We start from the raw sequence: 22,897 nt of genomic DNA, 5'->3' as shown, positions 1-22,897 counted from the left end.
TTCAGACAGTGCCCAGCAAACCCTGCGGGCGGAAGCGGATCAAGAGAAGCAGCGCGACGCCGTAGATCAGCATGCGGTACTCGGCCGTCACGCGGAACAGCTCCGGCAGGCTCACGAGCGCGACCGCGCCCAGCAGCGCGCCGCTGATGTTCCCGAGGCCGCCGAGGATCACCATCGTCAGCGCGAGGATCGAGATCTGCGAGCCGAAGGTCTCGTGGTTGATGTACGAATACATGTGCGCGGTGAAGGCGCCGCTCACGCCGGCCGCGAAGCCACCGAAGCCGAAGGCCAGCGCCTTGTAGCGGTCGGGGCTCACGCCGTAGGCGCGCGCCGCCACTTCGTCTTCGCGCACCGCGCGGAAGGTGCGGCCCAGGTGCGAACGCAAGAGACGCCACTGCAGCAGCGCAAGAAGCACCATCGCACCGAAGGAAGCCCAGTAGATGGCCTGGTTCGACGAAGCATCGCGCCCGAACAGCGACAGCGGCGGTATGCCCGACACGCCGATGGGCCCGTGCGTGAGGCTTTCCCAGTTGAGGATGGTGAGCGCCACGATCTCGCCGATGCCCAGCGTGGCGATCGACACGTAATGGCCGCGCAGCCTGAAGGCCGGAAAGATGAGCGCGGTGCCGATCAGCGACGTGAGGATGCCCGCGAGCACGATGCCCATGCCCACCGGCAGGTGCAGGTCGAGCACCAGCAGCGACGACGCATACGCGCCGATGGCCAGCAGCCCCGCATGGCCGAGCGAGATCTGCCCGATGGTGCCGGCCACCAGCGTGAGGCTCAGCGCCAGCGCACCGTAGAGCCATGCGTTGGTGAGCGTCTGCAGCAGGTACGGCGACGGATCGAACAGCGGCAATGCCACAGCCACCGCGAACACTGCGGCGAGCACGCGGCGCGGTATGTGCCAGGGCTTGCTCGGCGCGATGAAGGTGCCGGTCAGCGGCTCGGGCGGCAGTGCGCGCTTGCGGCCGAACAGGCCGTTCGGCTTCCACACCAGGATGACCAGCAGCAGCGCAAAGGCAAAGAGGTTGCGGTACGGCGTGCCGAGAATGGCCACGCCGTAGCTTTCGATCAGCCCCAGCAACAGGCTGCCGACAATGGCGCCCGGCACGTTGCCCACGCCGCCGACCACCGTGGCCACCACGCCCTTGAGCGTGGCCTGGAAGCTCATCGCCGGGCTGATGTTGTTGTAGTACATGCCCACCAGCAAGCCAGAAAGGCCACCCAGCGCGGCGGCAATGGCGAACACGGTCTGGTTCACGCGGTCGACGTCCACGCCCATCTGCTGCGCCGCGTCGCGGTCTTGCGCGGTGGCGCGCACGGCCCAGCCGAGCTTCGTGAAACGCAGGAAGAGAAACAGCACGGCCGCGCTCGCGAGGCCGATGCCCGCAATCAGGATGTCGAGCGCGCCGATGGTGCCGGTGCCGATCTGCAGCCGCCAGTCGGGCAGCTGCGTGGGCAGCGAGCGCGGGTCGGGGCTGAACACCAGCTGCACGAGGATGTCGAGCACGAAGCTGATGCCGATGGTGGCCAGCAGCGGCGCAATGCGAGCCGCGCCCTGCAGCGGCCGCAGGCCCACGCGCTCGATCAGCATGCCGAGCGCACCGGAGCCCAGCACCACCAGCAGGATGGTCACGGGCAGCGGCGTGTGCAGGTAGGTGATCGACGCCCAGCCGATGTACGCGCCCACCGTGTACACCGAGCCGTGCGCGAAGTTGATGAGATGCGAGACACCGAAGATCAACGCGAGCCCGACCGCGAGCAACGCGTAGATGTTGCCGATGATCAGGCCGTTGACGGTGTAGTCGAAGAAGGAGGTGAAGCTCATCGGCTACCTGGCCGCAGCAAGCGCCGCCTTCTCGTCCAGCTGCGCCCACTTGCCATCCTTCACGACAAGATTCACGCTCTTCACGCCGATGATCCGCCGCGTCTGCGCATCGAAGCTGGCCTTGCCGAAGATCACGCTCGGCACGTCCTTGATCTTGTAGAACGCGTCGCGCACGGCCTTGCGATCAGCGTTCGCGCCGGCCTGCCGCAGCGCGGCGGCGGCGTACACCACGGCGTCGTAGGCGTAGGCATTGAACGCGTCCGGCTCCTTGCCGTACTTCGCGCGGAAGCTCTTCACGAAGTCCTGCACCTCGGCGCGCGGCTCCTCCGGATAGAAAGCGGTGTTGGTGAAGATGCCGTTCACCGCCGCGCCGCCCAGCTCGATGAACTTCGGCGAATACACCGAGCCCACCGCGGCGATGGGCTGCCTGAGCCCCACGCTGCGCACCTGGCCCGCGATGAGCGCGCCGTCGGGGTAGTAGGAGATCAGCACCAGCCCGTCGGGGTTGGCGTCGCGCACGCGCACCAGGGTCGAGCGGAAGTCTTTCTCGTCGGGCTGGTAGCCCTCTGCAATCGCGACCTGCGCGCCGCGTTCCTGCGCGGCCTTCACGAGCACGTCCTTGCTGGTTCGGCCCCAGTCTGTGTTGAGGTAGAGCACCGCGATGCGCTTGAAGCCCAGCGTCTTCACCGCGAGCTCGGCCAGCAGCGGCTGTGCATCGGCCTGGCTGATGGAGGGGCTCCAGATGTAGTCGCCGCCCTTGGTGAAGTCGGGGTGGGAGTTGGTGAAGCCCAGTTGCACCAGGCCCGCGCGCTGGTAGATGGGCGATGCCGCCATCGAGGCCGGGCTGGAGAAGTCGCCGAGCTCGATGAGCACGCGCTTGTCGTTCACCAGCTTCTGCGCGATGGCCACCGACTGGCGCGGGTCGCTCTGGCTGTCCTCGAAGTTGTAGGCCAGCGGGCGGCCGTGGATGCCGCCCTGGGCATTGATGTGCTCCAGCGCGAGATCGAAGCCGGCCTTCCACTGCGCGCCGTACTGCGCGTTCTGCCCGGTGAGCGGGCCGCTCACGCCGAACCATACGGGATCGCCCGTGGCCGGTGCGGCCAGGGCCGCGAGCGGCGCGGCCAACAGGGCAGCGGAAAGAACGGCCACATGGCGCAGGAAGCGGTGGCGGGAAAGCAGCGGCATGGTGTCGGGCCCCGGTCGGTGGTGATGAATGAAGATGCAGGGCCGCGATTCTTCGCCTGCCCCCTTCGCCGGGGAACGAACAAAAACGGGGAGGCTTATGCGCTTTCCGAGAAAAGGGGCAAGCGCCCGGGCAGCTTGTGGCCGCGATTAAGCTGCGCGCAGCATGAAGCGAAGACACCTCCTCCACCTGCTGGCCGGCGTGCCCGCAGCGGCAGCACTGGCGGCCTGCGGCAAGCGCAAGGCCTCCTCCAACGCATTGAAGCCCGGCGCCCGCGTGCTGGCGCTGGGCGACAGCCTGACCTTCGGCTACGGCGCGCCGACCGACGCGTCATGGCCCGTGAAGCTGGGCGAGATCACGGGCTGGCAGATCGACAACGAGGGCGTCAACGGAGACACCTCGGCGGGCGCGCTGCAGCGGCTGCCAGGGCTGCTCAATGGCGCAAGCTACGACGCGATCCTGATCGGCATCGGCGGCAACGACATGCTGCGCGGCGTGTCTGCCGCGGCCACGCGCGACAACCTGGCGGAGCTGATCGACCTGGCACGCGCGCACACGCCGCATGTCGCGGTGCTGGCCACGCCGGCGCCCGACGCGATGCGCGCATTCGTCGGCTCGCTCAGCGATGCGCCGTTCTATGAAGAGGTGGCGAAGTCGGGGCAGGCTCTGCTTGTCGCCAATGTTTATTCGAGCGTGCTGTCGGATGCATCGCTGCGCTCCGACCGCATCCATGCCAATGCACGAGGCTATGAAAAGGTCGCGCAGCTGCTGGCGGACCAGTTGAAGGCCGCGGGCTGGCGCTGATCAGGCGGCGCTGTTCAGAAGATCGACGTAGGCGCCCTGCACCAGCTGGTCGGTGCCCACGCCCAGTCGCGCCATGAGCGCATGCGCCTGCGCGATGCCGGCTTCGGCGGACTCGCCCTCTTCCAGCACCACTTCGAGCTCAAGGAATTCGCCGAGGCCTTCCACGCGGTCCAGGTGCACACGTGTGCGGCCCACGAGAAACAACCGGCGCTGCTTGCGCACGCGGCCTGCCTGGCCCCATGCGAGCGTGAGCGATTCGCGCAGCACGTCGGGTGTGCTGCAGGGCGTGATCAGGTAGAACGATTCCTTGGGGCCTGCGCTGTTGGCGCGGCGGTAGAAGATCAGCTCCGCGCGGTCGGGTGCGAAGGTACGCAGCTTCAGGCGGTCGGCGCTGTCGTTGCAGCGGAAGAAGGTGTCGTCCTGTGCGATCTCGATGGGGCCCTTGTTGGCCAATGTCGCGGCGATGGTTGCCACGCGTTCGACGCTGTCGATGCGGGCTTTGATCTCTATGTTTCTTGCCATTTTTTGTGCCTTCGGGTTTTGGTCCGGGGGCGTGCGAATGACACCGGGTACTCCCCTCCGCGAATGTCCCCCGCCCTTCGGGCTCCTCCTTTATTTCGCTGCGGGGAGCACCCGGTGCCATTCGCACATGGGCGCGGCTTTGGTGCCGGCCGCACGAACGCTGCGTCCATCGATCACGACGGCGGGGTGCCTTGCGCAGCGAAATAAAGGAGGAGGCCGCAGGCCGGGGGACATTCGCGGAGCAAGGTACCCCGCCGTCGTGAGCGCGCCCCGAACTGGATCAGTCAAAGCTTCAGGGCGCGTTGCCCTGAGGCCCCACAGGCGGCGGTGCGGCGCGGCCACTGGAACCCGGCGCGAGCTTGCGTCCAAACGCTTCGCCCACATTGCGCACCGGACGGCTGGCCTTTTCAGATACGTTGTTGACGCCGCGCCGGGTGGCTGCGTCTGCGCGGCCGATGCCTCGGCCCGCCGCATTGGTACCGCGCTGCACGCTGCCCACCACCTTGCCGCCGCGCGACGGCTGCTTGAGCGTGTGGGCGCGCTGTGCCTTGGGCGGGTTGTCGGCGCTCTGGGCGTGCGCGGCGACCGGCAGCCAGAGCGCGGCGGCCATCGCCAAGGCGAGCGATGCGCTGACGGTGTTCGGGAATTTCATGGGGCCTCCTTGTTGTCCTCGTCTTCTGCTGCTTCCGCTGCGGCAGCACGCGCCATGCGCTCGCTCTTCCAGTAGACGTCGTCACCGCCGTTCATGCGGTTGAGCACGCGCGCCAGCACGAACAGCAGATCACTCAGACGATTGAGGTACTGGCGCAGCGCATCGTTGAGCTCGGCCGTGGCGCCCAGCGCGACCACCGCGCGTTCGGCCCTTCGCGCCACCGTGCGGCACACATGCGCGAGCGAGGCCGCGCGGGTGCCGGCCGGCAGGATGAATTCGGCCAGCCGCGGCAGCGCGGCGTTGTGCTCTGCCAGGGCGTTGTCCAGCTGCAGCAGCGCATCGGCCTTCAGCAAGGTGAAGCCCGGCATCGAGAGCTCGCCGCCGAGGTTGAAGAGCTGGTGCTGCACATCGACCAGAAGCTCGCGCACGGGCTCCGGCATGGGCTCGCACAGCAGCACGCCGATTTGCGAGTTGAGTTCGTCCACGTCGCCCATCGCATGCACGCGCAGGTGATCCTTGGGCACGCGGGTGTTGTCGCCGAGGCCGGTGGTGCCGTCGTCGCCGGTGCGGGTGGCGATCTGGGAAAGTCGGTTGCCCATGGGCGCTCCTGCTTTTATTGCGCGACGCTCGATGCGTCGATCTTGCCGGCCAGCCACTGCAGGCCTGCAAGATGCTGCTGGTCGTGGCTGCAGAGGTAGTGAATGAGGCTGCGCATGGTCAGGGGGCCGTAGCCCTCGAACACGGCCGTGCGCTGCAGCTGCGCGTCGCTCAGGCTGGAGATGATCTCCATGGTCTGCACGCGCGCCAGGCGGAAGTCGGCCAGCACCTTTGCCGCGTCGGCCGCGCCGTAGTTGCGCTCGACGGCCAGCGGCTCGCTGTCGATCGAGGCCAGGGTCGGGTGCGCCTCCTGCAGCGTGCGGCGAAAGCGCACGTGGTAGCCCTCGATCTCGATGTCGCGCACATGGCAGAGCTGCTCGATGGCGGTGAAGGCCTCGCTGGGAACGCCCTCCCACGAGGGCGGCGTCCAGTGCCTGAAGGCCGGGGGAATGGCCGCGTAGTGGGCCTCCAGTTGCGACGGAAAGGCCGCGAGTGCGCTGAGGGTGGTGGGGTTCATGTTTTTTCCGAAGCGCATTATGGTGCTCGCTCCGTAAAATGGCCGATCCCCCTCACCCCTCGCAGGAGACGCCCCGATGAACGCCCCGACCCAAACCTCGCACCTGATGCCGGAGCTTCATCTGCGCGACGTTCCCGCCAGCCTGATCGACGGGCTGAAGGCCCGCTTCGGCGCCAACTGTTCCACGGCGCTGGCGGTGCGCACGCAGCACGGGCGCGACGAGTCTTCGTTCGACGCGCCGCCGCCCTCGGCCGTGGTGTTCGCCGAAAGCACGCAGGACGTGGCCGACGCGGTGAAGCTGGCCAGCGAGCACAGCGTGCCGGTCATCCCCTTCGGCGTGGGCTCCTCGCTCGAAGGCCACCTGCTGGCGGTGCAAGGCGGCATCAGCATCGACGTGTCGCGCATGAACCGCGTGCTGTCGGTCAACGCCGACGACCTCACGGTGACGGTGCAGCCGGGCGTCACACGCAAGCAGCTCAATGAAGAGATCAAGAGCACGGGCCTGTTCTTCCCCATCGACCCCGGCGCCGACGCCTCCATCGGCGGCATGACCGCCACGCGCGCCAGCGGCACGAACGCGGTGCGCTACGGCACCATGCGCGAGAACGTGCTGGCGCTGGAGGTGGTCACCGCCGCCGGCGAAGTCATTCGCACCGGCACGCGCGCGAAGAAGTCTTCCGCCGGCTACGACCTCACGCGCCTCATGGTGGGCAGCGAGGGCACGCTGGGCGTGGTCACCGAGGTCACGCTGCGCATCTATCCGCTGCCCGAGGCGGTGTCCGCCGCGATCTGCTCGTTCCCGAGCATCGAGGCCGCGGTGCGCACGACCATCGAGACCATCCAGCTGGGCGTGCCGATCGCGCGTGTGGAGCTGATCGACGTCAACACGGTGCGCATGGTGAATGCCTATGCCAAGCTGAACCTGCGCGAAGAGCCGATGCTGCTGATGGAATTCCACGGCTCGCCCGCAGGCGTGAAGGAGCAGGCCGAGACGGTGCAGGAGCTGGCCAGCGGCCACGGCGGCAATGCCTTCGAATGGGCCAGCACGCCGGAAGAACGCACGCGCCTGTGGACCGCGCGTCACAACAGCTATTTCGCGGCGGTGCAGTCGCGCCCGGGCTGCCGCGTGATCTCGACCGACACATGCGTGCCGATCTCGCGGCTGGCCGACTGCCTGCTCGACTCGGTGGCCGAGGCCGATGCCAGCGGCATCCCCTACTTCCTGGTCGGCCACGTGGGCGACGGCAACTTCCACTTCGGCTACCTGCTCGACCCGAACATCCCCGAAGAGCGCGTGAAGGCCGAGGAGCTGAACCACGCGCTAGTGAGCCGCGCGCTGGCGCTGGAAGGCACCTGCACCGGCGAGCACGGCGTGGGGCTGCACAAGATGGACTTCCTGGTCACTGAAGCAGGCGTGGGCGCGATCGACATGATGCGCACCATCAAGCGCGCGCTCGACCCGAAGAACATCATGAACCCCGGGAAGATCTTCAGCCTCTGACGGCCCGGGCGTCCGTTCCCGGACGATCCATGAAAAAGCCCGGCGGCTCGCGAGAGCCCCGGGCTTTTTTTCCGATCGCGCGCGCGAGGCGATCGATCGATCGATCAGTTGCTGCTGTTGCTGCGACGACGCGCAGGAGCCGGCTTCTCGGCCGGCACATAGGTCTGCGACGGCGCTGCGCCGCCGTCCACGCCCAGGCGGCCGCCGCCGCCGAGGCCTTGGCCGCGCACCGTCTGCGCCTTGTAGTTGCGCAGCGAGCGGACCATCTGGTTGAAGGCATCCATGAAGGCGGCGGCAATCACCTTGCCCTGCGCCGTGTTGGTGTAGCCGCCGATGTTGCCGCCCGCGCTGCGGCCGGCGAGCGCGCCGAAGGCGCCGAAGTCGGTCTTGGAGGCGCTGCCTTCCGAAGCCGCGACCTGCACGCCGGAGCGGTTGTCGATGAGGGTCAGCAGCGCGCTGGCTTCCTTGGTCTGCATGCTGCCGCCGAGCTGCGCGAGCGCGCGGCCACGGCCGCCACCCACGAGGCCGCCGAGCGCGCCGCCGATGCCGCCTGCGTCGCTGTTGCTGAACACGATCTCGGGCGACAGGCCGTAGTCGGAAGCGACCATCTGGCCGCGGCCGAAGTTGCTGCCGCCGCGCATTTCGCCCGACTGCTGCAGTGCGCGTTCACGCGTCATCGCGTTCATGCCGGCCGCGCCGCGCTCGACCACGATGAAGCAGTTCGACTGTTGCACCAGCAGGCGCAGCAGGTTGGCCGTAGGCGGCAGCTTGTATTCACCCGTGAGCACCGTGTACCAGCCGGCGCTCTGGTTCTCGATCAACGAGACCGTGCCCAGCGGCGATTCGCAACGCTCCAGCTGGCTGCTTGCGTTGTCGGTGGCACCGCCGGCCGCGCTGCCGGTGGCCATGGTCTTGGCCGACTGGCTGCCCATCTGCATGTCGGTGGCTGCGCAGCCGGTGAGAAGAAGTGCGCCGACGGCCACGGCCGCGAGCGGGAACCTTGTGAACTGCATGGAGGACTCCCTCGGTTGTCAGAGATTTGGGGTTGAAAAACCAGCGGTCGAGGATACGCGCAAAGGATTGCAAGAATCAATCAACCGAATGCAATCAAACGAATGCCCGACGCCGGATTCACAACCTAGGCTGTTCGGCGGATGCGCTCGATCAATCCGTTGAGTGCCTCGATGGAACCGAAGTGGATGGCGAGCTCGCCGCTCTCCTCGATCCGGCCGCCGCGCTTGCTGCGCTTCTTGATGCGCACCTCGACTTCGGCGGTCAGCAGGTCGGCCAGTTCTTCTTCCACGCGCTGCAGGTCGCGCGACTTCTCGCCGTCGTTGCTGCGGCGCGATGGCGTGAGCGTGAACTCGGCCGCAAGCTTCTTCACCAGCGCCTCGGCTTCGCGTACTGACATCTTCTTGGCGGCGATCTGGTTGGCGGCCGTGATCTGCGTGCCCCGGTCGAGCGACAGCAGCGCGCGGGCATGGCCCATGTCGATGTCGCCGGCCATCAGCATCTGCTGCGCAGGCTCGGCCAGGTTCAGCAGGCGCAGCAGGTTGCTGGCGGCGCTGCGCGAACGGCCCACGGCCTGCGCAGCCTGCTCGTGCGTGAGGCCGAATTCTGTAACAAGACGTTGCAAACCTTGGGCTTCTTCCAGCGGATTGAGGTCTTCGCGCTGGATGTTCTCGATGAGCGACATCGCCGCCGCGGCCTCGTTGGGCACGTCGCGCACCAGTACCGGCACGCTGTCGAGGCCCGCCAGCCTGGCGGCGCGGAAGCGGCGCTCGCCCGCGATGATTTCGTACTCGGCGTTCTTGGCGGCTGCCGATTCGGGGTCGAGCCGGCGCACCAGGATCGGCTGCATGATGCCCTGCACCTTGATGCTCTCGGCCAGTTCGTACAACGCGCCTTCGTCCATGCGCGTGCGCGGCTGGTAGACGCCGGCGACCATCTGGTCGAGCATCAGCGTGTTCGGGTTCTGCGGCGCGCCACCCTCTTCCCGGCCGCTATTGCCGCCACCGATGCCGTTGTCGGCGGAAGGCGCAGCCGTCGGGCCGAGGAGCGCTTCGAGGCCGCGGCCGAGGCCCTTGGGTTTCTTGGTCGCCATCAGTTCTTTTCTTTCGAGATTTCGTTCAGGAGGTCCCGGCCTTCGGGCCAGTCGCCCAGGCCGGATTCGGCGTTCAGGTGGCCGCGTGCGCCGGCGTCGACGAAGCGCGCGCCCCAGTCGCTGGCCATCTGGCGCGAGCGCGAGGCTTCGCAATACGGATCGTCGTTGGCGGCGATGAGCACCGCCGGAAACGGCAGCGGCTGCCGCACGATCGGCGCCCAGCCGGGAATCTGCTGGCGCAGGTCGTCGCGCTCCAAGTCCCCGGGTGCCACCAGCAGCGCGCCGCGCACCTTGTGGGTGTTGCGCGAGTGCGAGGCCCAGGCGGCGACGAGGATGCAGCCGAGGCTGTGCGCGGCCAGGACCACGGGGCCGGGCGATGCCAGCACTTCTTCCTCGAGACGGATCGACCAGTCGCCGCGCAGCGGACGCATCCACTCGTGCTGCTCGACACGATGGTCGCCGTGGACGGCTTCCCATCGGGTCTGCCAATGGCCGGGGCCGCTGTTCTGCCATCCGGGCAGCAGCAGGATGCGGGGTGCTGCAGTCATGTGCCGTGGCCCCGCGTCAAGCGCTGTTTTCGCTGGTGGAACCGGACTCCGGCGCGGTAGCCGGCGCCATCACGTCGGCCGGGATCGGCAGGTCCGGCGCGATGCGCTCCACCGGCGCGATCGGCGGCGCCACCGCGCCCGAGGCGAATGCGCTGGCGGGCGGCATCTTCTCGACCAGCTCTTGGGCGAACGCGATGAAGGCCTGGCTGCCGCGCGCGGCCGGGTCGAACACCACGCCAGGCAATCCGTAGCTCGGTGCCTCGGCCAAGCGCACATTGCGCGGGATGACCGTGTCGAACACCTTGTCGCCGAAGTGGGACTTGAGCTGCTCGCTCACCTGCTGCTGCAGCGTGATGCGCGGATCGAACATCACGCGCAGCAGGCCGATGATCTGCAGGTTCTTGTTGAGGTTGGCGTGCACCTGCTTGATGGTGTTGACCAGGTCGGTCAGCCCTTCGAGCGCGAAGTACTCGCACTGCATCGGCACGATCACGCCGTGGGCCGCGCACAGGCCGTTCAGTGTCAGCAGGCTCAGGCTCGGCGGGCAGTCGATCAACACGAAGTCGTACTCCGCGCCGACGGCGGCCAAGGCGGTGCGCAGGCGCTTTTCGCGGCGGTCGAGCGCGACCATCTCGACTTCGGCACCCGCCAGCTCGCGGTTGGCACCCAGCACGTCGTAACTGCAGCCGCCCTCCACCAGCTTGTCGGACTTGACCCGCGCTTCGGCCACCGAGGCCGATTCAAGCAGCACGTCGTACACCGTCAACTCCAGCTGGCGCTTGTCGATGCCCGAACCCATGGTGGCATTGCCCTGGGGGTCGAGGTCGATCATCAGCACCCGCTGGCCGACCTTGGCCAGGCCGGCGGCGAGATTGACGGTGGTGGTGGTCTTGCCGACGCCGCCCTTTTGGTTGGCAATGCAGAAAATCTTGGCCATGTCTGTACGAGGGGTCGATCAGCGGGAAATCGCGAGCTTGATGCCGAAGGCGATCAGGAAGGTGCCGGCCAGCTTCTCGAGCGTGGTGGAAATGCGGGGATTGGCACGGATGCGCTCGGCCAGGAAGTGCGTGAGCAGAGTGGAAGTCAGGCCGTACAGGAAGGTCAGCGCGGCGATGGTGACGGCCATTGCGCCGAAGGTGATCAGGCCCTGGTGACGGGCCGGATCCACGAACAGCGGGAAGAAGGCCATGTAGAACACGATCGCCTTGGGATTCAGCAAGGTGATGGTGAAGGCCTGGCGCAGGAAGTGGCTCGGCTTGATGTTGAGGATGGGAGCCGAGCCCGGCTTGGCCAGCAGCATCTTGATGCCCAGCCAGGCAAGATAGCCGGCGCCCAGCCACTGCACCGCCTTGAAAGCGGCCGGATAAGCAGCCAGCACCGCAGAGACGCCGGCGACGGCGGCCCACATCAGGCACTGGTCACCCAAAATCACCCCGGCTGTTGCTGCCAGCCCGCCTCGGATTCCACCCTTGCTGGTCGAAGTGATCAGCGCCAGGTTGCCCGGGCCGGGAATCAGGAGGAAAAGGACAATGGCGGCGACGAATGCGCCGTAGTCAGCGATGCCGAACATGGGTTTTGCCTCGAAAAAGCGAGCCGGAGAGAGACCAGAGGGGAGGCATCGAGTCTAAGCGAGCACGATGCCGTGAAGGCTGTTATGGCACCGGCTTTTGCCGGCGCCACTGCTTCTTTTGGTAATCGAGGTGCCTGTTCAGGCGGATTCTTTGCGTGCCCAGACGATGCAGCGCTCGGCGTCCAAGCCTGGAACCGTCAGTTGTTCCACGTGAAACACTGCAACGCCCTTCGGCAAGGCCGCGAGTTCTTCGGCCGGTACCTTGCCCTTCATGGCAAGCCACACCGCACCGGGCGCCAGCAGATGCACCGAGCCATTGAAAAAATCAGGCAGCGAGGCAAATGCGCGCGAGCTGATGACGTCGTAGCTTCCCGTGAGCGACTCGACCCGGGCGTGCAGCCCGCGCAGGTTCGGCAACTCCAACTCGGCTGCCACCTGCTGAACGAAAGCAGCCTTCTTGGCCACGGCGTCGAGGCAGCTGACGTCGATGTCAGGCCGCATGATGGCGATCACGACGCCGGGCAACCCGCCTCCCGAGCCTACGTCCAGCAACTTGCCCCTCCCTGCCCACTCGCGCTGCAGCGGCGCAATGGCGGCCAGGCTATCGAGCAAGTGGTGCGTGAGCACGCTTGCCGGATCTCGCAGCGCGGTCAGGTTGTAGACCTTGTTCCACTTGAGCATCAAGGTGCCGTAGGCCAGCAGCCGCTCGCCTTGCTGATCGGACAGGGTCACGCCCATTGCAGCCGCGCCCGCGCGCAGCGTATCGATTGGCGCTGTCATTCGGCGGCTGCTTCCGTGGCGGCTGCGTCGCGAGCGAACGCCTTGTGACCACCCTTGCGCAGATGGATCATCAACAGCGAGATCGCTGCGGGCGTCACGCCGGAGATGCGCGACGCCAGGCCCAACGTCTCCGGACGGTGCTTGTCCAGCTTCTGTCGCACCTCGAAGCTCAGCGCCTTGACTTGCCCGTAGTCGAAGTCAGCCGGCAGCTTCAGGTTCTCGAAGTGCGCGGCACGCTCTACCTCATCGTGCTGGCGCTCGATGTAGCCAGAATATTTGGCAGAGATCTCGATCTGCTCGATCTCGGTTTCGCTCAGCGCCACCGGGGCGGCGTACTTGCTGCCGTCCAGCGACATGAGCGTTTCATAGTTCACATCGGGCCGGCGCAGCAGGTCGGCCAGGTTGTATTCATGGTCGATGGCCTTGCCCAGCACACGCTCCGACTCCGAAGCCGGCAGGTTTCGCGGATTCACCCAAATGGACTTGAGCCGCTCTGTTTCACGTGAAACAGCATCGCGCTTGCGGCTGAACGCATCCCACCGCGCATCGTCCACCAGGCCCAACTTGCGGCCAGCTTCGGTGAGGCGCATGTCTGCGTTGTCTTCACGCAGCTGCAGGCGGAACTCCGCGCGGCTGGTGAACATGCGGTAGGGCTCGGTCACGCCCTTCGTAATCAGGTCGTCGACCAACACGCCCAGATAGGCTTCATCGCGACGCGGCAGCCAAGCGTCTTCGCCACGGCATTGCAGCGCAGCGTTGATGCCGGCAAACAGGCCCTGGGCCGCCGCCTCTTCATAACCGGTCGTGCCGTTGATCTGCCCGGCAAAGAACAGTCCCTTGACCGAACGGGTCTCAAAGCTGCTCTTGAGCTCACGCGGATCGAAGTAGTCGTATTCGATGGCATAGCCCGGCCGCAGGATATGCGCGTTCTCCAGGCCGGGCATCGAGCGCACCAGCTGGTACTGGATGTCGAACGGCAGGCTGGTCGAGATCCCGTTCGGGTAGTACTCGCTGGTCGTCAGGCCTTCGGGCTCCAGGAAGATCTGGTGGCTTTCCTTGTCGGCAAAGCGGTTGATCTTGTCTTCCACGCTCGGGCAGTAGCGCGGACCCACGCCGTCGATCTTGCCGGTGAACATCGGACTGCGGTCGAAGCCCGAACGGATGATGTCGTGCGTGCGCGCGTTGGTGTGGGTGATCCAGCAAGGCATCTGCCGCGGATGCATGTCCGTCCGGCCCATGAAGCTGAACACCGGCATCGGCCCTGCCCCGCCCGGCATGCCGTCGCCCGGCTGCTCGGTGCATTTCGAGAAATCGATGCTGCGGCCATCGAGCCGTGGCGGCGTGCCGGTCTTGAGGCGACCCTGCGGCAGCTTCAGTTCCTTGAGCCGTGCCGACAAGCTCACAGCCGGCGGATCGCCTGCGCGGCCAGCCTGGTAGTTGTCCAGACCCACGTGGATGCGGCCATCGAGGAAAGTCCCCGCCGTCAGCACCACCGTACGCGCGCGGAAAGCAATGCCCACCTGAGTGACGGCACCGACCACGCGATCGCCCTCCACCATCAAGTCGTCGACCGCTTGCTGGAACAGGCTGAGGTTCGGCTGGTTCTCCAGGCGATGGCGAATGGCCGCCTTGTACAGCACGCGGTCGGCTTGGGCGCGCGTCGCACGCACTGCCGGGCCCTTGCTCGAATTGAGAATGCGGAACTGAATGCCGGCTTCGTCGGTGGCAATCGCCATCGCGCCACCGAGTGCATCGACCTCTTTCACCAGGTGGCCCTTGCCGATGCCGCCGATCGACGGGTTGCAGCTCATCTGGCCCAGCGTCTCGATGTTGTGAGAGAGCAGCAGCGTCTTGGCGCCCATGCGCGCGGCGGCGAGCGCGGCTTCGGTGCCGGCATGGCCACCGCCGACGACGATCACGTCGAATTCTTCGGGGTACAGCATTTGGAATGGGGGCGCACAACTGACGCGTGCGCGGCGCAAAAGGGGGCACCGATTTTAATCGCCGGTGCCGTCTCGCGCCCGTTGTGTGGACAAGCTAGAGGGCCATGCCAAATCGGCCCCGGATGCCCACAACGACTGGAACGTTTGCTATATATTTAATAGCAAACAAACCGCGTCAGCCGGTCACTTCTTCCACTTGCACCACCGGCACGGGCTTCTCGATGCCCACCAGCGCGCCCGATGGTGGCGGTGGCTTCGGCGGTTCGAGGCTTTCGTCCTGCAGTTCGCGGATCACCAGCTTCTTGTCGGTCATGCGCACATTGCCGAAGATCGTGCAGAAGGCCACGTCCTTTGCGTCGCGCCCCGTGCCCACGCGCACCAGCCGGTCGACCGGCGCCATGCGAGTGGGATCGAACAGCACCCACTGTCCGCCGAGCCAGGCTTCGAACACGGCATGGAAATCCTGCGGCGGTTCGTCGAACCACACATAGCCCACCACCAGCCGCGCCGGAATGTTGAGCGCACGGCAGAAGGTGATGCCCAGGTGCGCAAAGTCGCGGCACACGCCGGCGCGTTCCACGAACACCTCTCGCGCGGTGGTGGTCGAGTCGCTGCTGCCCGGTTCGTAGGCGATGCTTTCGTGGATCCAGTCGACGATCGCCTGCACCCTTCCGATGCCCGGCGGCAGGTCGCCGAAGAGCTGCTGCGCACACCGCGACATCAGGTCCGACTCGCAGTAGCGCGTCGGCATCATGTAGTGCAGCACCTCGTCCGGCACCTCGTTCACCGGCATTTCGCGAAGATCGGTCGGCACCACCACATGGGCACGCTGCACCGTGGCCTTGTAGCTGATCTTCAGCGGCCCCGGCTTCGCATCGAAGCGGATGAAGCGATTGCCGCTGCCCTCGTCGCAGAACACCTGCATCTCGGTCGGTGGCTCGATGCTCAGTTCTTCGTTGACGACCGCCTGCGCACCAGCACGGGCCGCCTCGATGTTGAGCAGCATGTGCGCCGGCGCGGCGACTTCGTAGTCGAGTTGCGCGTCGATGTGGGAGATGTGCATGGGTTTCTCTTCAGGTGCGTCGTCGACGCGAACGGTGTTCGGGCAATTGCCAATGAGCCTGCGTCACGAGCAGCACACGCAGTACGCGATGCGCCGGACTTTGCAGAAGCCAGCCCAGCGACCGCGCCTGCGGCCACCGGGGTTTGTCGCGCAGCATGGGTCAGTCCAACGCTTTCTTCACGGCACCCACCCCCAGGGCGGCCAGCACCACGAACAGCACCGCCAACACCAGGAACAGGCCGAACAGCAGCTTGGCAATGCCGGCAGCGCCGGCGGCCACGCCACCGAAGCCCAACAGGCCGGCAACCAGCGAGATGACGGCAAAAATGATCGCGTACTTCAACATTCAAGACTCCTTCGGCAGTGCCTGGCCCGCCGTGCGAAGGAGCTTAAAACGGCCGCGGCGGCGCCCGATAGTCACCTCGCGCAAGCCGTCGTAGGACAAAAACGCGACGCCGCCAAACCCGCTAGCATCCGCCGTGGTCTCCCAGAACAATCACACCTCGCCAATCCATTGGAGTTATTTCGAATGAAGCTGTATTACTCGCCGGGCGCCTGCTCGCTGTCTCCCCACATCGCCATGCACGAAGCCGGCCTCGCCTTCGAGCCCGTGCTGGCCAGCACCAAGAGCCACAAGCTGCAAGACGGCACCGACTACTACGGCATCAACCCGCTGGGCTACGTGCCGATGCTCGAACTCGACGACGGCACCCGCCTGCGCGAAGGCCCGGCCATCCTGCAGTACATCGCCGACCTGGTCCCCACCAAGAACCTCGCGCCGGCCTCCGGCACCATGCAGCGCTACCGCCTGCAGGAATGGCTGACCTTCATCGGCACGGAAATCCACAAGGGCTTCAGCCCGCTGTTCAACCCGGCCATGCCGGAAGAAGCCAAGACCATCGCCAAGGAAAAGCTGGCTTCGCGCTTCAAGTGGCTCGACAGCGAGCTGGCCGGCAAGCAGTACCTGATGGGCGACACCTTCAGCGTGGCCGACGGCTACCTCTTCACCGTCACCAACTGGTCCAAGCCGACCGGCGTCGACATCTCCGGCTACCCCAACCTGCAAGCCTGGCACGCGCGCGTCGGCGCCCGCCCCGCGGTGCAGGAAGCAATGAAGGCTGAAGGCCTGCTGAAGTAAGCCGAAGCAAGCAGAAGAGGCAACACGGCCGGGCAATCCTCAGGGAAAACCCGGCCTGCTTCAGCCACAAGCCGCATGCCGCGGCTTTTTTTTCGGGCCACTCTCAGGGCATCGCTTCAGAAGAAGACAGAAGCCCCGAAGAAGGAACCGCGCCATGCCCGAAACCCCTCCCCCCGTCGAACTGCGCGAAGAGATGCGCGGGCCCGTCATGTGGCTCACCATCGACCGCGAAGAACGCCGCAACGCCATCAGCGGCGCCGTGCTCGCCGGCCTGGGCGATGCACTTCGCCGCGCCAACGACGACAGCGCGGTGCGCGCCGTGGTCATCACCGGTGCCGGCACGCGCGCCTTCTGCGCGGGCGCCGACCTGCAGAGCGGCACCTCCTTCAAGTTCGACTACGCGGCGCCCTACCAGGGCTTCGCCAACCTGTTCCGCCAGGCCCGCCAATCCACCGTGCCGCTGATTGCGCGCGTCAACGGTGCCTGCATGGCGGGCGGCATGGGGCTCATGGCGATGTGCGACATGGCCGTGGCCGGCAGCCATGCCGTGTTCGGCCTGCCCGAGGTGAAGGTCGGCCTTTTCCCGGCAGAGGTGCTCAGCGTGCTCGGCGGCCTGCTGCCGCGCCGCGTGCTGGCAGAGATGTGCATCACCGGCGAGCCCATCGACGCCAAGCAGGCGCTCGAACTCGGGCTCGTCAACCGCGTGAGCGAAGACGTCGACGAGAGCGTCGACTGGCTCCTCGGCCGCATGCTCGACAAATCGCCCGCCGCCATCCGGCGCGGCCTCTACACCATGAAGAAGATCGAGGCGATGGCCTTCGAGGAATCGATGGCCTTCACCGAAAGCCAGATCGGCCTCTTCGCCCTGACCGAGGACGCGGCCGAAGGGCAACTCGCCTTCCGCGAGAAACGCAAGCCACAGTGGAGCGGCCGATGAACGACAACCAACGCATCGTCCGCATCGGCGGCGCCTCCGGCTTCTGGGGCGACAGCAGCGTCGGCGCGCCGCAGCTCGTGCAGAGCGGGCAGATCGACTACCTCGTGTTCGACTACCTCGCCGAGCTCACGATGTCGATCCTCGCGGGCGCGCGGCTCAAGAAGCCCGAGCTGGGCTACGCGACCGACTTCGTCTCGGTGGCGATGAAAGCGGTGCTGAAGGATGCCGTGGAACAAGGCATCCGCGTGGTGAGCAACGCAGGCGGCGTGAACCCGCAAGGCTGCGCCGACGCATTGGCGGCACTCGCCGCCGAACAAGGCATCGCGCTGAAGATTGCGGTGGTGAGCGGCGACGACGTGTCGCCCCTGCTGCCGCAGCTGCGCCAGTCGCAACCGCCAGTGCGCGAACTGCAGAGCGGCGCGGCGCTGCCGGAACGCGTGCTCACCGCCAATGCCTACCTCGGCGCACGGCCGATACAGGCCGCGCTCGATGCGGGCGCGCAGGTGGTCATCACCGGCCGCTGCGTCGACTCGGCCGTCACGCTCGGCGTGCTCATGCATGAATTCAAATGGCAGCCGGGCGACTTCGACCTGCTCGCCGCCGGCAGCCTCGCCGGCCACATCATCGAATGCGGCTGCCAGGCCACCGGTGGCCTGCACACCGACTGGGACACCGTGCCAGACTGGCCGAACATCGGCTACCCCATCGTGGAATGCAGCGCCGACGGCAGCTTCGTCGTGACCAAGCCCGCGGGCACCGGCGGCAAGCTCACGCCCGCCGTGGTGGGCGAGCAGATGCTCTACGAAATCGGCGACCCCGCCGCCTACCTGCTGCCCGACGTGGTGGCCGACTTCACGCAGGTGCGCATCGAGCAGGCCGGCGAGCACCGGGTGCGCGTGCACGGCGCGCGCGGCCATGCACCGACCGCGAGCTACAAGGTCAGCGCCACCTACGTCGACGGCTTCAAGACGGCGGCGCAACTCACCATCGTGGGCTTCGACGCAGTGGCCAAAGCCCGGCGCACCGGCGAGGCAATCCTTACGCGCACAGGCATGCTGTTCGCGCAGAACGGCTTCGGCCCCTACAGCGCGACGCATCTCGAGGTGCTGGGCGCGGAGTCATGCTACGGCCCGCATGCGCAGGCCCTGCAGACGCGCGAGGCGGTGCTGCGGCTCGCGGTGACGCATCCGCGCAAGGACGCGCTGGAGCTGTTCGCGCGCGAAGTGGCGCCTGCCGGCACGTCATGGGCACCGGGCACCACGGGCGCAGGCGGCGGCCGCGCGTCGGTGTCGCCGTCGATAAGGCAGTACGCATTCCTGCTCGACAAGTCGATGGTCGAGGCGAGCGTGACCATCGACGGCGAACGCATCGACCTGCCCCGCACGGAAACTCCCGCTTCACCCACCGTACCCATCCGACAGCCTGCCAGAGCCGAACAAACGGCGACGACGCCGGCGGAAGACACCGTCGAAGTACCACTGATCCGCCTGGCCTGGGCCCGCAGCGGCGACAAGGGCGACACCTCGAACATCGGCGTCATCGCGCGCCACCCCGCCCTGCTCGGGCTGCTGCGCGAACAGCTCACCGAGTCGCGCGTGGCCGAGTGGCTCTCCCACCTCGTCAAGGGCCGCGTCACGCGCTACGACGTGCCGGGCATCGGCGCCTTCAACTTCGTCTGCGAACAGGCGCTGGGCGGCGGCGGCATGGCCTCGTTGCGCAACGACCCGCTCGGCAAGGGCATGGGGCAGATCCTGCTCGCCATGCCCCTGCGCGCGAGCCCGGCCTTGCTGGCGCTGCTTGCATAGCATCAATCCGGACAACCGTACGGCAGCAGGGTTGAGGCCGGGCGCTTAGCCTTGCGCCTGTTTCAACTTTGCCTCTGACCCCACGATGTCCTCCCTCTTCGACCCCGTCCAGGCCGGCGACCTGAAGCTCGCCAACCGCATCGTGATGGCGCCGCTGACGCGCAATCGCTCGCCCAACGCCATTCCGCCCGACATCGCCACCACCTACTACGCCCAGCGCGCCAGTGCCGGCCTGCTCATCACCGAGGCCACCGCCATCAGCCACCAGGGCCAGGGCTATTCCGACGTGCCCGGCCTCTACGGCACCGAGCAGCTCGACGCCTGGAAGCGCGTGACCGACGCCGTGCACGCCAAGGGCGGCAAGATCGTCGTGCAGCTGTGGCACGTGGGCCGCGTCTCGCACACCGAACTGCAACCCGGTGGCGGCAAGCCCGTGGCGCCCTCGGCCATCACCGCCAAGACCAAGACCGTGCTCATCAAGGACGGCGTACCGACCTTCGTAGAAACCTCCGAGCCGCGCGCGCTCGACGCCGGCGAGCTGCCAGGCATCGTGCATGCCTATGCGGTGGCCGCACGCAGCGCAGTCGAGACCGCCGGTTTCGACGGCGTCGAAATCCACGGCGCCAACGGCTACCTGCTCGACCAGTTCCTGAAGGACGGCAGCAACAAGCGCACCGACGACTACGGCGGCAGCATCGAGAACCGCGCCCGCCTGCTGCTGGAGACCACCCGCGCCGTGGTCGACGCGGTCGGCGGCGGCAAGACCGGCATCCGCCTGTCGCCCGTCACGCCCGCCAACGACGCGCACGACAGCGACCCGCAGCCGCTGTTCACCTACGTGGTGAAGCAGCTCGCGCAGCTCAACCTGGCCTACATCCACATCATCGAAGGCGCCACCGGCGGCCCGCGCGAAATCGAAGACCGCCCCTTCGACTACGAAGCCCTCAAGACCGCCTACCGCGAAGCCGGCGGCAAGGGCGCCTGGATGGTCAACAACGGCTACGACCGCCCGCTGGCCGAAGAGGCGGTGAAGGAAGGCGACGACCTCGTGGCCTTCGGCAAGCCCTTCATCTCGAACCCCGACCTGGTGCGCCGCCTGCGCGAGAACGCACCGCTGAACGAACTCGACAAGGCCACCATGTACGGCGGCGGCGCCAAGGGCTACACGGACTACCCGGCACTGGCCTGAGTCCGCCCGGTCGGTTCTTCCACGGCCCATGCGCGCTGCCGGCGCGCATGGGCCGATTTGCCTGCGCGGCTGCGAGCCCGTACGCTCGGCACTCATCCAATACCGGGAGGAGATGCCGCATGGCAACGGACAACCACGAAGAAGAGAAGTCGGCGCCGGGCGCACGCCCGGTGGTGTCGCGCGACCCCGAGGCCTACCACGGCGACCTAGTCACCATCGCGCGCCGCTTCACCCCCACCGATGCACAGCTGCTCTGCGGCTGCCTCCAGGCGGCCGGCATTCCGGCCACCGTGGCCGATGCGGCGCTGGTGCAGACCAACATGCTGTGGAGCATCGCCCTGGGCGGTGCCAGCCTGCGCGTGCCGCAGGCCTTCGTTCAGGAAGCCAACGAGGTCATCGCAGCCTACGAGCGCGGCGAGTTCTCGCTCGACGAAGACTTCGACCCCAACGCCTGAGCCTTTTCTTTCATTGCCGCGCTTTCATCCATGGCCCACATCGAACACAAGCTCGCCGCGCTCGGCCTCGTGCTGCCGCCCACCATCACACCGCCACCAGGTGTGGTGCTGCCCTTTGCCTTCGTGCGCGTGCTCGGTCGGCGCGCCTTCATCTCGGGCCACGGGCCGCTCAATGCCGACGGCACCATCGCCACGCCGCTCGGCAAGCTGGGCCGCGAGCTCACGGTCGAACAGGGGTATGCGGCCGCACGGCTCACCGCGCTTGCGATGCTCGGCAGCCTTCAGCGTGCCATCGGCGATCTCGACCGCATCACCGCATGGACCCGCGTGTTCGGCATGGTGGCCTCGGCACCTGGCTTCGACAGGCAGCCGGCCGTGATCAACGGCTTCTCCGACCTGATCCTCGAGCTCTTCGGCCCCGGGATCGGCATGCATGCACGCAGCGCCGTGGGCATGGCGGAGCTGCCGTTCAACATCCCGGTCGAGATCGAGGGCGAGGTGGAGTTCGAGCCGTGAATGACACAAGCTGGACCCTGCGGCGCGCCGATGCGGCCGATGCCGCTTCCATCACCGAATGCGCTGTGGAAGCCTTTCGCCACTACATTCCGCGCCTTGGCCTCACGCCATTGCCGATGACCAGGGACTACGAAGTGGCCATAGCGAAAGCGCAGGTCTGGGTCGCGACACAACAGGCACAGACCGTCGCCGCGCTGGTGCTCGACGTCACCGAAGAAGGCTTCCTGATCGACGTGATCGCGGTGCGCCCGCAGCACCAGGGCACGGGCGTCGGCCGCGCGCTGCTGGAGCTGGCGGAACGCGAGGCATTGCGTCAGGGCCACGATTCGATCTACCTCTTCACCAACGAGAAGATGACCGAGAACCGCGCGCTCTACGAGCGCATCGGATACGTCGAATACAAGCGTCTCGCGCTCGAGCAACGCACTCGCGTGTTCCTGCGCAAGCCATTGGGATGAGCCTTGCCATGCAGCTCGAACGCATCCATCACGCCGCCATCATCTGCGCCGACTACGCGGTGTCCAGGCACTTCTACACAGAGGTACTGGGCCTGCGCGTGGTCGCCGAAAACCATCGCGCCGCACGCGATTCGTACAAGCTCGACCTGGCCTTGCCCGATGGCTCGCAGATCGAGCTCTTCTCGTTTTCCGGCGCACCCGCGCGCCTCACGCGGCCCGAGGCACAGGGCCTGCGGCACCTGTCCTTCGAAGTGCACGACGTGCAGGCCGCCGCCGATGAACTCGCGGCTCAGGGCATCGCCGTGGAACCTCTGCGCACCGACGAATACACCGGCCGCCGCTTCACCTTCTTCGCCGATCCCGACGGCCTGCCGCTGGAGCTCTACGAAGCCGCACCGGCCGAAGAGCTCGATGCGCTGCTGCTGAAGCTCGAAGGCGCATTGCACCTGCGCGAGGTGCGTGCGAACGCCGCGCAGCTGGAGGAACTGCTCGACGACGGCTTCCATGAACTCGGCGTATCGGGCGAAATATGGACGCGGCCCGCGATCATCGAAGCACTCCGCGACGAGACTTTCTCGCAACGCACGATGACGGACTTTCGCGTGCTGCGCATGGCACCCGACGTGGCGCTGGTCACCTACCGCGCACACCGCGAAGCGATTCCTGAAAGGCCCGCCGCGGATTCGTTGCGCAGTTCGCTGTGGCGGCGGCGGCATGGCCGCTGGCGCATGGCGTTCCACCAAGGTACGCCGCTCTCGCGCTGAGCGAACGCGCGGCGGAGCGG

The 22,897-nt window shown here is 66.9% G+C and carries 26 protein-coding genes; 10 read left to right on the top strand and 16 right to left on the bottom strand.

The features are described 5' to 3' along the window. Window position 1: 1 nt before the first annotated feature. A complete protein-coding gene (locus ACWV14_RS00470) occupies window positions 2-1,831 on the bottom strand; it encodes an ABC transporter permease (RefSeq protein WP_454901766.1) in 1,830 nt (609 codons plus the stop codon). A 3-nt stretch (window positions 1,832-1,834) separates the two neighbouring features. Beyond that, window positions 1,835-3,016, bottom strand: a complete 1,182-nt coding sequence (locus tag ACWV14_RS00465) for an ABC transporter substrate-binding protein (RefSeq protein ID WP_454901764.1) — start codon at window positions 3,014-3,016, stop codon at window positions 1,835-1,837. Between the two features lie 163 nt (window positions 3,017-3,179). Between ACWV14_RS00465 and ACWV14_RS00460 the strand changes: the two genes are divergently transcribed. Further along, complete coding sequence (locus tag ACWV14_RS00460) at window positions 3,180-3,818, top strand: GDSL-type esterase/lipase family protein (RefSeq protein ID WP_454901762.1); 639 nt, start codon at window positions 3,180-3,182, stop codon at window positions 3,816-3,818. Here the strand turns inward: ACWV14_RS00460 and ACWV14_RS00455 are convergent, their stop codons facing one another. From ACWV14_RS00455 to ACWV14_RS00440, 4 genes are all read right to left on the bottom strand, one after another. Beyond that, a complete protein-coding gene (locus tag ACWV14_RS00455) occupies window positions 3,819-4,340 on the bottom strand; it encodes a class IV adenylate cyclase (RefSeq protein WP_454901760.1) in 522 nt (173 codons plus the stop codon). It abuts the gene before it with no gap. 292 nt (window positions 4,341-4,632) lie between these two features. Continuing rightward, a complete protein-coding gene (locus ACWV14_RS00450) occupies window positions 4,633-4,992 on the bottom strand; it encodes a hypothetical protein (protein ID WP_454901758.1) in 360 nt (119 codons plus the stop codon). Further along, a complete protein-coding gene (locus ACWV14_RS00445; RefSeq protein ID WP_454901756.1) occupies window positions 4,989-5,591 on the bottom strand; it encodes a cob(I)yrinic acid a,c-diamide adenosyltransferase in 603 nt (200 codons plus the stop codon). Before ACWV14_RS00445 ends, ACWV14_RS00450 begins: the two co-directional genes overlap by 4 nt. Window positions 5,592-5,605: 14 nt before the next feature. Further along, window positions 5,606-6,106: a DinB family protein gene (locus tag ACWV14_RS00440; protein ID WP_454901754.1), complete on the bottom strand. Its 501-nt coding sequence runs from the start codon at window positions 6,104-6,106 to the stop codon at window positions 5,606-5,608. 76 nt (window positions 6,107-6,182) lie between these two features. On the opposite strand from ACWV14_RS00440, the gene ACWV14_RS00435 reads away from it, so the two are divergent. Beyond that, the gene (locus ACWV14_RS00435) at window positions 6,183-7,607 is read left to right on the top strand and encodes an FAD-binding oxidoreductase (RefSeq protein ID WP_454901752.1); all 1,425 of its coding nucleotides are present in this window, start codon (window positions 6,183-6,185) and stop codon (window positions 7,605-7,607) included. 104 nt (window positions 7,608-7,711) lie between these two features. Here ACWV14_RS00435 and ACWV14_RS00430 read toward each other — a convergent pair whose 3' ends face one another. The 10 genes from ACWV14_RS00430 to ACWV14_RS00385 form a co-directional block, all read right to left on the bottom strand. Continuing rightward, window positions 7,712-8,620, bottom strand: a complete 909-nt coding sequence (locus ACWV14_RS00430; RefSeq protein WP_454901750.1) for a CsgG/HfaB family protein — start codon at window positions 8,618-8,620, stop codon at window positions 7,712-7,714. Window positions 8,621-8,745: 125 nt separating this feature from the next. Beyond that, the gene (locus ACWV14_RS00425) at window positions 8,746-9,711 is read right to left on the bottom strand and encodes a ParB/RepB/Spo0J family partition protein (RefSeq protein ID WP_454901748.1); all 966 of its coding nucleotides are present in this window, start codon (window positions 9,709-9,711) and stop codon (window positions 8,746-8,748) included. Then, on the bottom strand, window positions 9,711-10,259 hold the full coding sequence (locus ACWV14_RS00420) for an RBBP9/YdeN family alpha/beta hydrolase (protein ID WP_454901746.1): 549 nt from the start codon (window positions 10,257-10,259) through the stop codon (window positions 9,711-9,713). Before ACWV14_RS00420 ends, ACWV14_RS00425 begins: the two co-directional genes overlap by 1 nt. Before the next feature lie 16 nt (window positions 10,260-10,275). Continuing rightward, on the bottom strand, window positions 10,276-11,196 hold the full coding sequence (locus tag ACWV14_RS00415) for a ParA family protein (RefSeq protein WP_454901744.1): 921 nt from the start codon (window positions 11,194-11,196) through the stop codon (window positions 10,276-10,278). Between the two features lie 18 nt (window positions 11,197-11,214). Continuing rightward, on the bottom strand, window positions 11,215-11,829 hold the full coding sequence (locus ACWV14_RS00410; RefSeq protein WP_454901742.1) for a LysE family transporter: 615 nt from the start codon (window positions 11,827-11,829) through the stop codon (window positions 11,215-11,217). A gap of 138 nt (window positions 11,830-11,967) precedes the next feature. Beyond that, window positions 11,968-12,609 carry a 16S rRNA (guanine(527)-N(7))-methyltransferase RsmG gene (rsmG, locus tag ACWV14_RS00405; protein ID WP_454901740.1) on the bottom strand — a complete coding sequence of 214 codons (642 nt, stop codon included), beginning with the start codon at window positions 12,607-12,609 and terminating at the stop codon, window positions 11,968-11,970. Next, window positions 12,606-14,552: a tRNA uridine-5-carboxymethylaminomethyl(34) synthesis enzyme MnmG gene (gene mnmG / locus ACWV14_RS00400; RefSeq protein WP_454901738.1), complete on the bottom strand. Its 1,947-nt coding sequence runs from the start codon at window positions 14,550-14,552 to the stop codon at window positions 12,606-12,608. The genes rsmG and mnmG overlap by 4 nt, the downstream gene beginning before the upstream one ends. Window positions 14,553-14,727: 175 nt before the next feature. Then, window positions 14,728-15,615 (bottom strand): transglutaminase-like domain-containing protein, encoded by an 888-nt coding sequence (locus ACWV14_RS00395; RefSeq protein WP_454901736.1) that lies wholly within the window; start codon window positions 15,613-15,615, stop codon window positions 14,728-14,730. Between the two features lie 10 nt (window positions 15,616-15,625). Further along, window positions 15,626-15,772, bottom strand: coding sequence for a hypothetical protein (locus tag ACWV14_RS00390; RefSeq protein WP_454901734.1), 147 nt, complete (start codon window positions 15,770-15,772; stop codon window positions 15,626-15,628). 3 nt (window positions 15,773-15,775) lie between these two features. After that, a complete protein-coding gene (locus ACWV14_RS00385) occupies window positions 15,776-15,961 on the bottom strand; it encodes a DUF1328 family protein (protein WP_013538518.1) in 186 nt (61 codons plus the stop codon). Between the two features lie 183 nt (window positions 15,962-16,144). Here ACWV14_RS00385 and gstA point away from each other — a divergent pair, with 183 nt between their 5' ends. The 8 genes from gstA (at window position 16,145) to gloA2 (ending at window position 22,877) form a co-directional block, all read left to right on the top strand. Continuing rightward, the gene (gstA, locus tag ACWV14_RS00380; protein WP_454901732.1) at window positions 16,145-16,753 is read left to right on the top strand and encodes a glutathione transferase GstA; all 609 of its coding nucleotides are present in this window, start codon (window positions 16,145-16,147) and stop codon (window positions 16,751-16,753) included. A 154-nt stretch (window positions 16,754-16,907) separates the two neighbouring features. Beyond that, entirely contained in the window at window positions 16,908-17,690 is a 783-nt protein-coding gene (locus ACWV14_RS00375) for an enoyl-CoA hydratase/isomerase family protein (protein WP_454901730.1), read from the top strand. After that, on the top strand, window positions 17,687-19,495 hold the full coding sequence (locus ACWV14_RS00370; protein WP_454901728.1) for an acyclic terpene utilization AtuA family protein: 1,809 nt from the start codon (window positions 17,687-17,689) through the stop codon (window positions 19,493-19,495). The genes ACWV14_RS00375 and ACWV14_RS00370 overlap by 4 nt, the downstream gene beginning before the upstream one ends. Window positions 19,496-19,580: 85 nt before the next feature. Beyond that, window positions 19,581-20,684 (top strand): alkene reductase, encoded by a 1,104-nt coding sequence (locus ACWV14_RS00365; protein WP_422089015.1) that lies wholly within the window; start codon window positions 19,581-19,583, stop codon window positions 20,682-20,684. A gap of 119 nt (window positions 20,685-20,803) precedes the next feature. Then, the gene (locus ACWV14_RS00360; RefSeq protein WP_454901726.1) at window positions 20,804-21,139 is read left to right on the top strand and encodes a hypothetical protein; all 336 of its coding nucleotides are present in this window, start codon (window positions 20,804-20,806) and stop codon (window positions 21,137-21,139) included. Window positions 21,140-21,169: 30 nt separating this feature from the next. After that, a complete protein-coding gene (locus tag ACWV14_RS00355) occupies window positions 21,170-21,655 on the top strand; it encodes a RidA family protein (protein ID WP_422089017.1) in 486 nt (161 codons plus the stop codon). Then, window positions 21,652-22,113, top strand: coding sequence for a GNAT family N-acetyltransferase (locus ACWV14_RS00350; RefSeq protein WP_454901723.1), 462 nt, complete (start codon window positions 21,652-21,654; stop codon window positions 22,111-22,113). The genes ACWV14_RS00355 and ACWV14_RS00350 overlap by 4 nt, the downstream gene beginning before the upstream one ends. After that, entirely contained in the window at window positions 22,110-22,877 is a 768-nt protein-coding gene (gloA2, locus tag ACWV14_RS00345) for an SMU1112c/YaeR family gloxylase I-like metalloprotein (RefSeq protein ID WP_455240155.1), read from the top strand. The genes ACWV14_RS00350 and gloA2 overlap by 4 nt, the downstream gene beginning before the upstream one ends. Window positions 22,878-22,897 lie beyond the last annotated feature (20 nt).

The organism is Variovorax durovernensis (assembly GCF_977011995.1).
Note: the sequence above shows the minus strand (reverse complement) of the source record. Positions and strands in the feature narration are given on the sequence as shown.

Bases quoted from the DNA above. Each gene is read 5' to 3' on its own strand.
- mnmG (WP_454901738.1), bottom strand. From the start codon at position 14,552: ATGCTGTACCCCGAAGAATTCGACGTGATCGTCGTCGGCGGTGGCCAT.
- ACWV14_RS00355 (WP_422089017.1), top strand. From the start codon at position 21,170: ATGGCCCACATCGAACACAAGCTCGCCGCGCTCGGCCTCGTGCTGCCG.
- ACWV14_RS00390 (WP_454901734.1), bottom strand. From the start codon at position 15,772: ATGCTGCGCGACAAACCCCGGTGGCCGCAGGCGCGGTCGCTGGGCTGG.
- ACWV14_RS00440 (WP_454901754.1), bottom strand. From the start codon at position 6,106: ATGAACCCCACCACCCTCAGCGCACTCGCGGCCTTTCCGTCGCAACTG.
- rsmG (WP_454901740.1), bottom strand. From the start codon at position 12,609: ATGACAGCGCCAATCGATACGCTGCGCGCGGGCGCGGCTGCAATGGGC.
- gstA (WP_454901732.1), top strand. From the start codon at position 16,145: ATGAAGCTGTATTACTCGCCGGGCGCCTGCTCGCTGTCTCCCCACATC.
- ACWV14_RS00395 (WP_454901736.1), bottom strand. From the start codon at position 15,615: ATGCACATCTCCCACATCGACGCGCAACTCGACTACGAAGTCGCCGCG.
- ACWV14_RS00435 (WP_454901752.1), top strand. From the start codon at position 6,183: ATGAACGCCCCGACCCAAACCTCGCACCTGATGCCGGAGCTTCATCTG.
- ACWV14_RS00370 (WP_454901728.1), top strand. From the start codon at position 17,687: ATGAACGACAACCAACGCATCGTCCGCATCGGCGGCGCCTCCGGCTTC.
- ACWV14_RS00410 (WP_454901742.1), bottom strand. From the start codon at position 11,829: ATGTTCGGCATCGCTGACTACGGCGCATTCGTCGCCGCCATTGTCCTT.
- ACWV14_RS00425 (WP_454901748.1), bottom strand. From the start codon at position 9,711: ATGGCGACCAAGAAACCCAAGGGCCTCGGCCGCGGCCTCGAAGCGCTC.
- ACWV14_RS00470 (WP_454901766.1), bottom strand. From the start codon at position 1,831: ATGAGCTTCACCTCCTTCTTCGACTACACCGTCAACGGCCTGATCATC.
- ACWV14_RS00360 (WP_454901726.1), top strand. From the start codon at position 20,804: ATGGCAACGGACAACCACGAAGAAGAGAAGTCGGCGCCGGGCGCACGC.
- ACWV14_RS00430 (WP_454901750.1), bottom strand. From the start codon at position 8,620: ATGCAGTTCACAAGGTTCCCGCTCGCGGCCGTGGCCGTCGGCGCACTT.
- gloA2 (WP_455240155.1), top strand. From the start codon at position 22,110: ATGAGCCTTGCCATGCAGCTCGAACGCATCCATCACGCCGCCATCATC.
- ACWV14_RS00445 (WP_454901756.1), bottom strand. From the start codon at position 5,591: ATGGGCAACCGACTTTCCCAGATCGCCACCCGCACCGGCGACGACGGC.
- ACWV14_RS00460 (WP_454901762.1), top strand. From the start codon at position 3,180: ATGAAGCGAAGACACCTCCTCCACCTGCTGGCCGGCGTGCCCGCAGCG.
- ACWV14_RS00415 (WP_454901744.1), bottom strand. From the start codon at position 11,196: ATGGCCAAGATTTTCTGCATTGCCAACCAAAAGGGCGGCGTCGGCAAG.
- ACWV14_RS00450 (WP_454901758.1), bottom strand. From the start codon at position 4,992: ATGAAATTCCCGAACACCGTCAGCGCATCGCTCGCCTTGGCGATGGCC.
- ACWV14_RS00465 (WP_454901764.1), bottom strand. From the start codon at position 3,016: ATGCCGCTGCTTTCCCGCCACCGCTTCCTGCGCCATGTGGCCGTTCTT.
- ACWV14_RS00365 (WP_422089015.1), top strand. From the start codon at position 19,581: ATGTCCTCCCTCTTCGACCCCGTCCAGGCCGGCGACCTGAAGCTCGCC.
- ACWV14_RS00455 (WP_454901760.1), bottom strand. From the start codon at position 4,340: ATGGCAAGAAACATAGAGATCAAAGCCCGCATCGACAGCGTCGAACGC.
- ACWV14_RS00385 (WP_013538518.1), bottom strand. From the start codon at position 15,961: ATGTTGAAGTACGCGATCATTTTTGCCGTCATCTCGCTGGTTGCCGGC.
- ACWV14_RS00375 (WP_454901730.1), top strand. From the start codon at position 16,908: ATGCCCGAAACCCCTCCCCCCGTCGAACTGCGCGAAGAGATGCGCGGG.
- ACWV14_RS00420 (WP_454901746.1), bottom strand. From the start codon at position 10,259: ATGACTGCAGCACCCCGCATCCTGCTGCTGCCCGGATGGCAGAACAGC.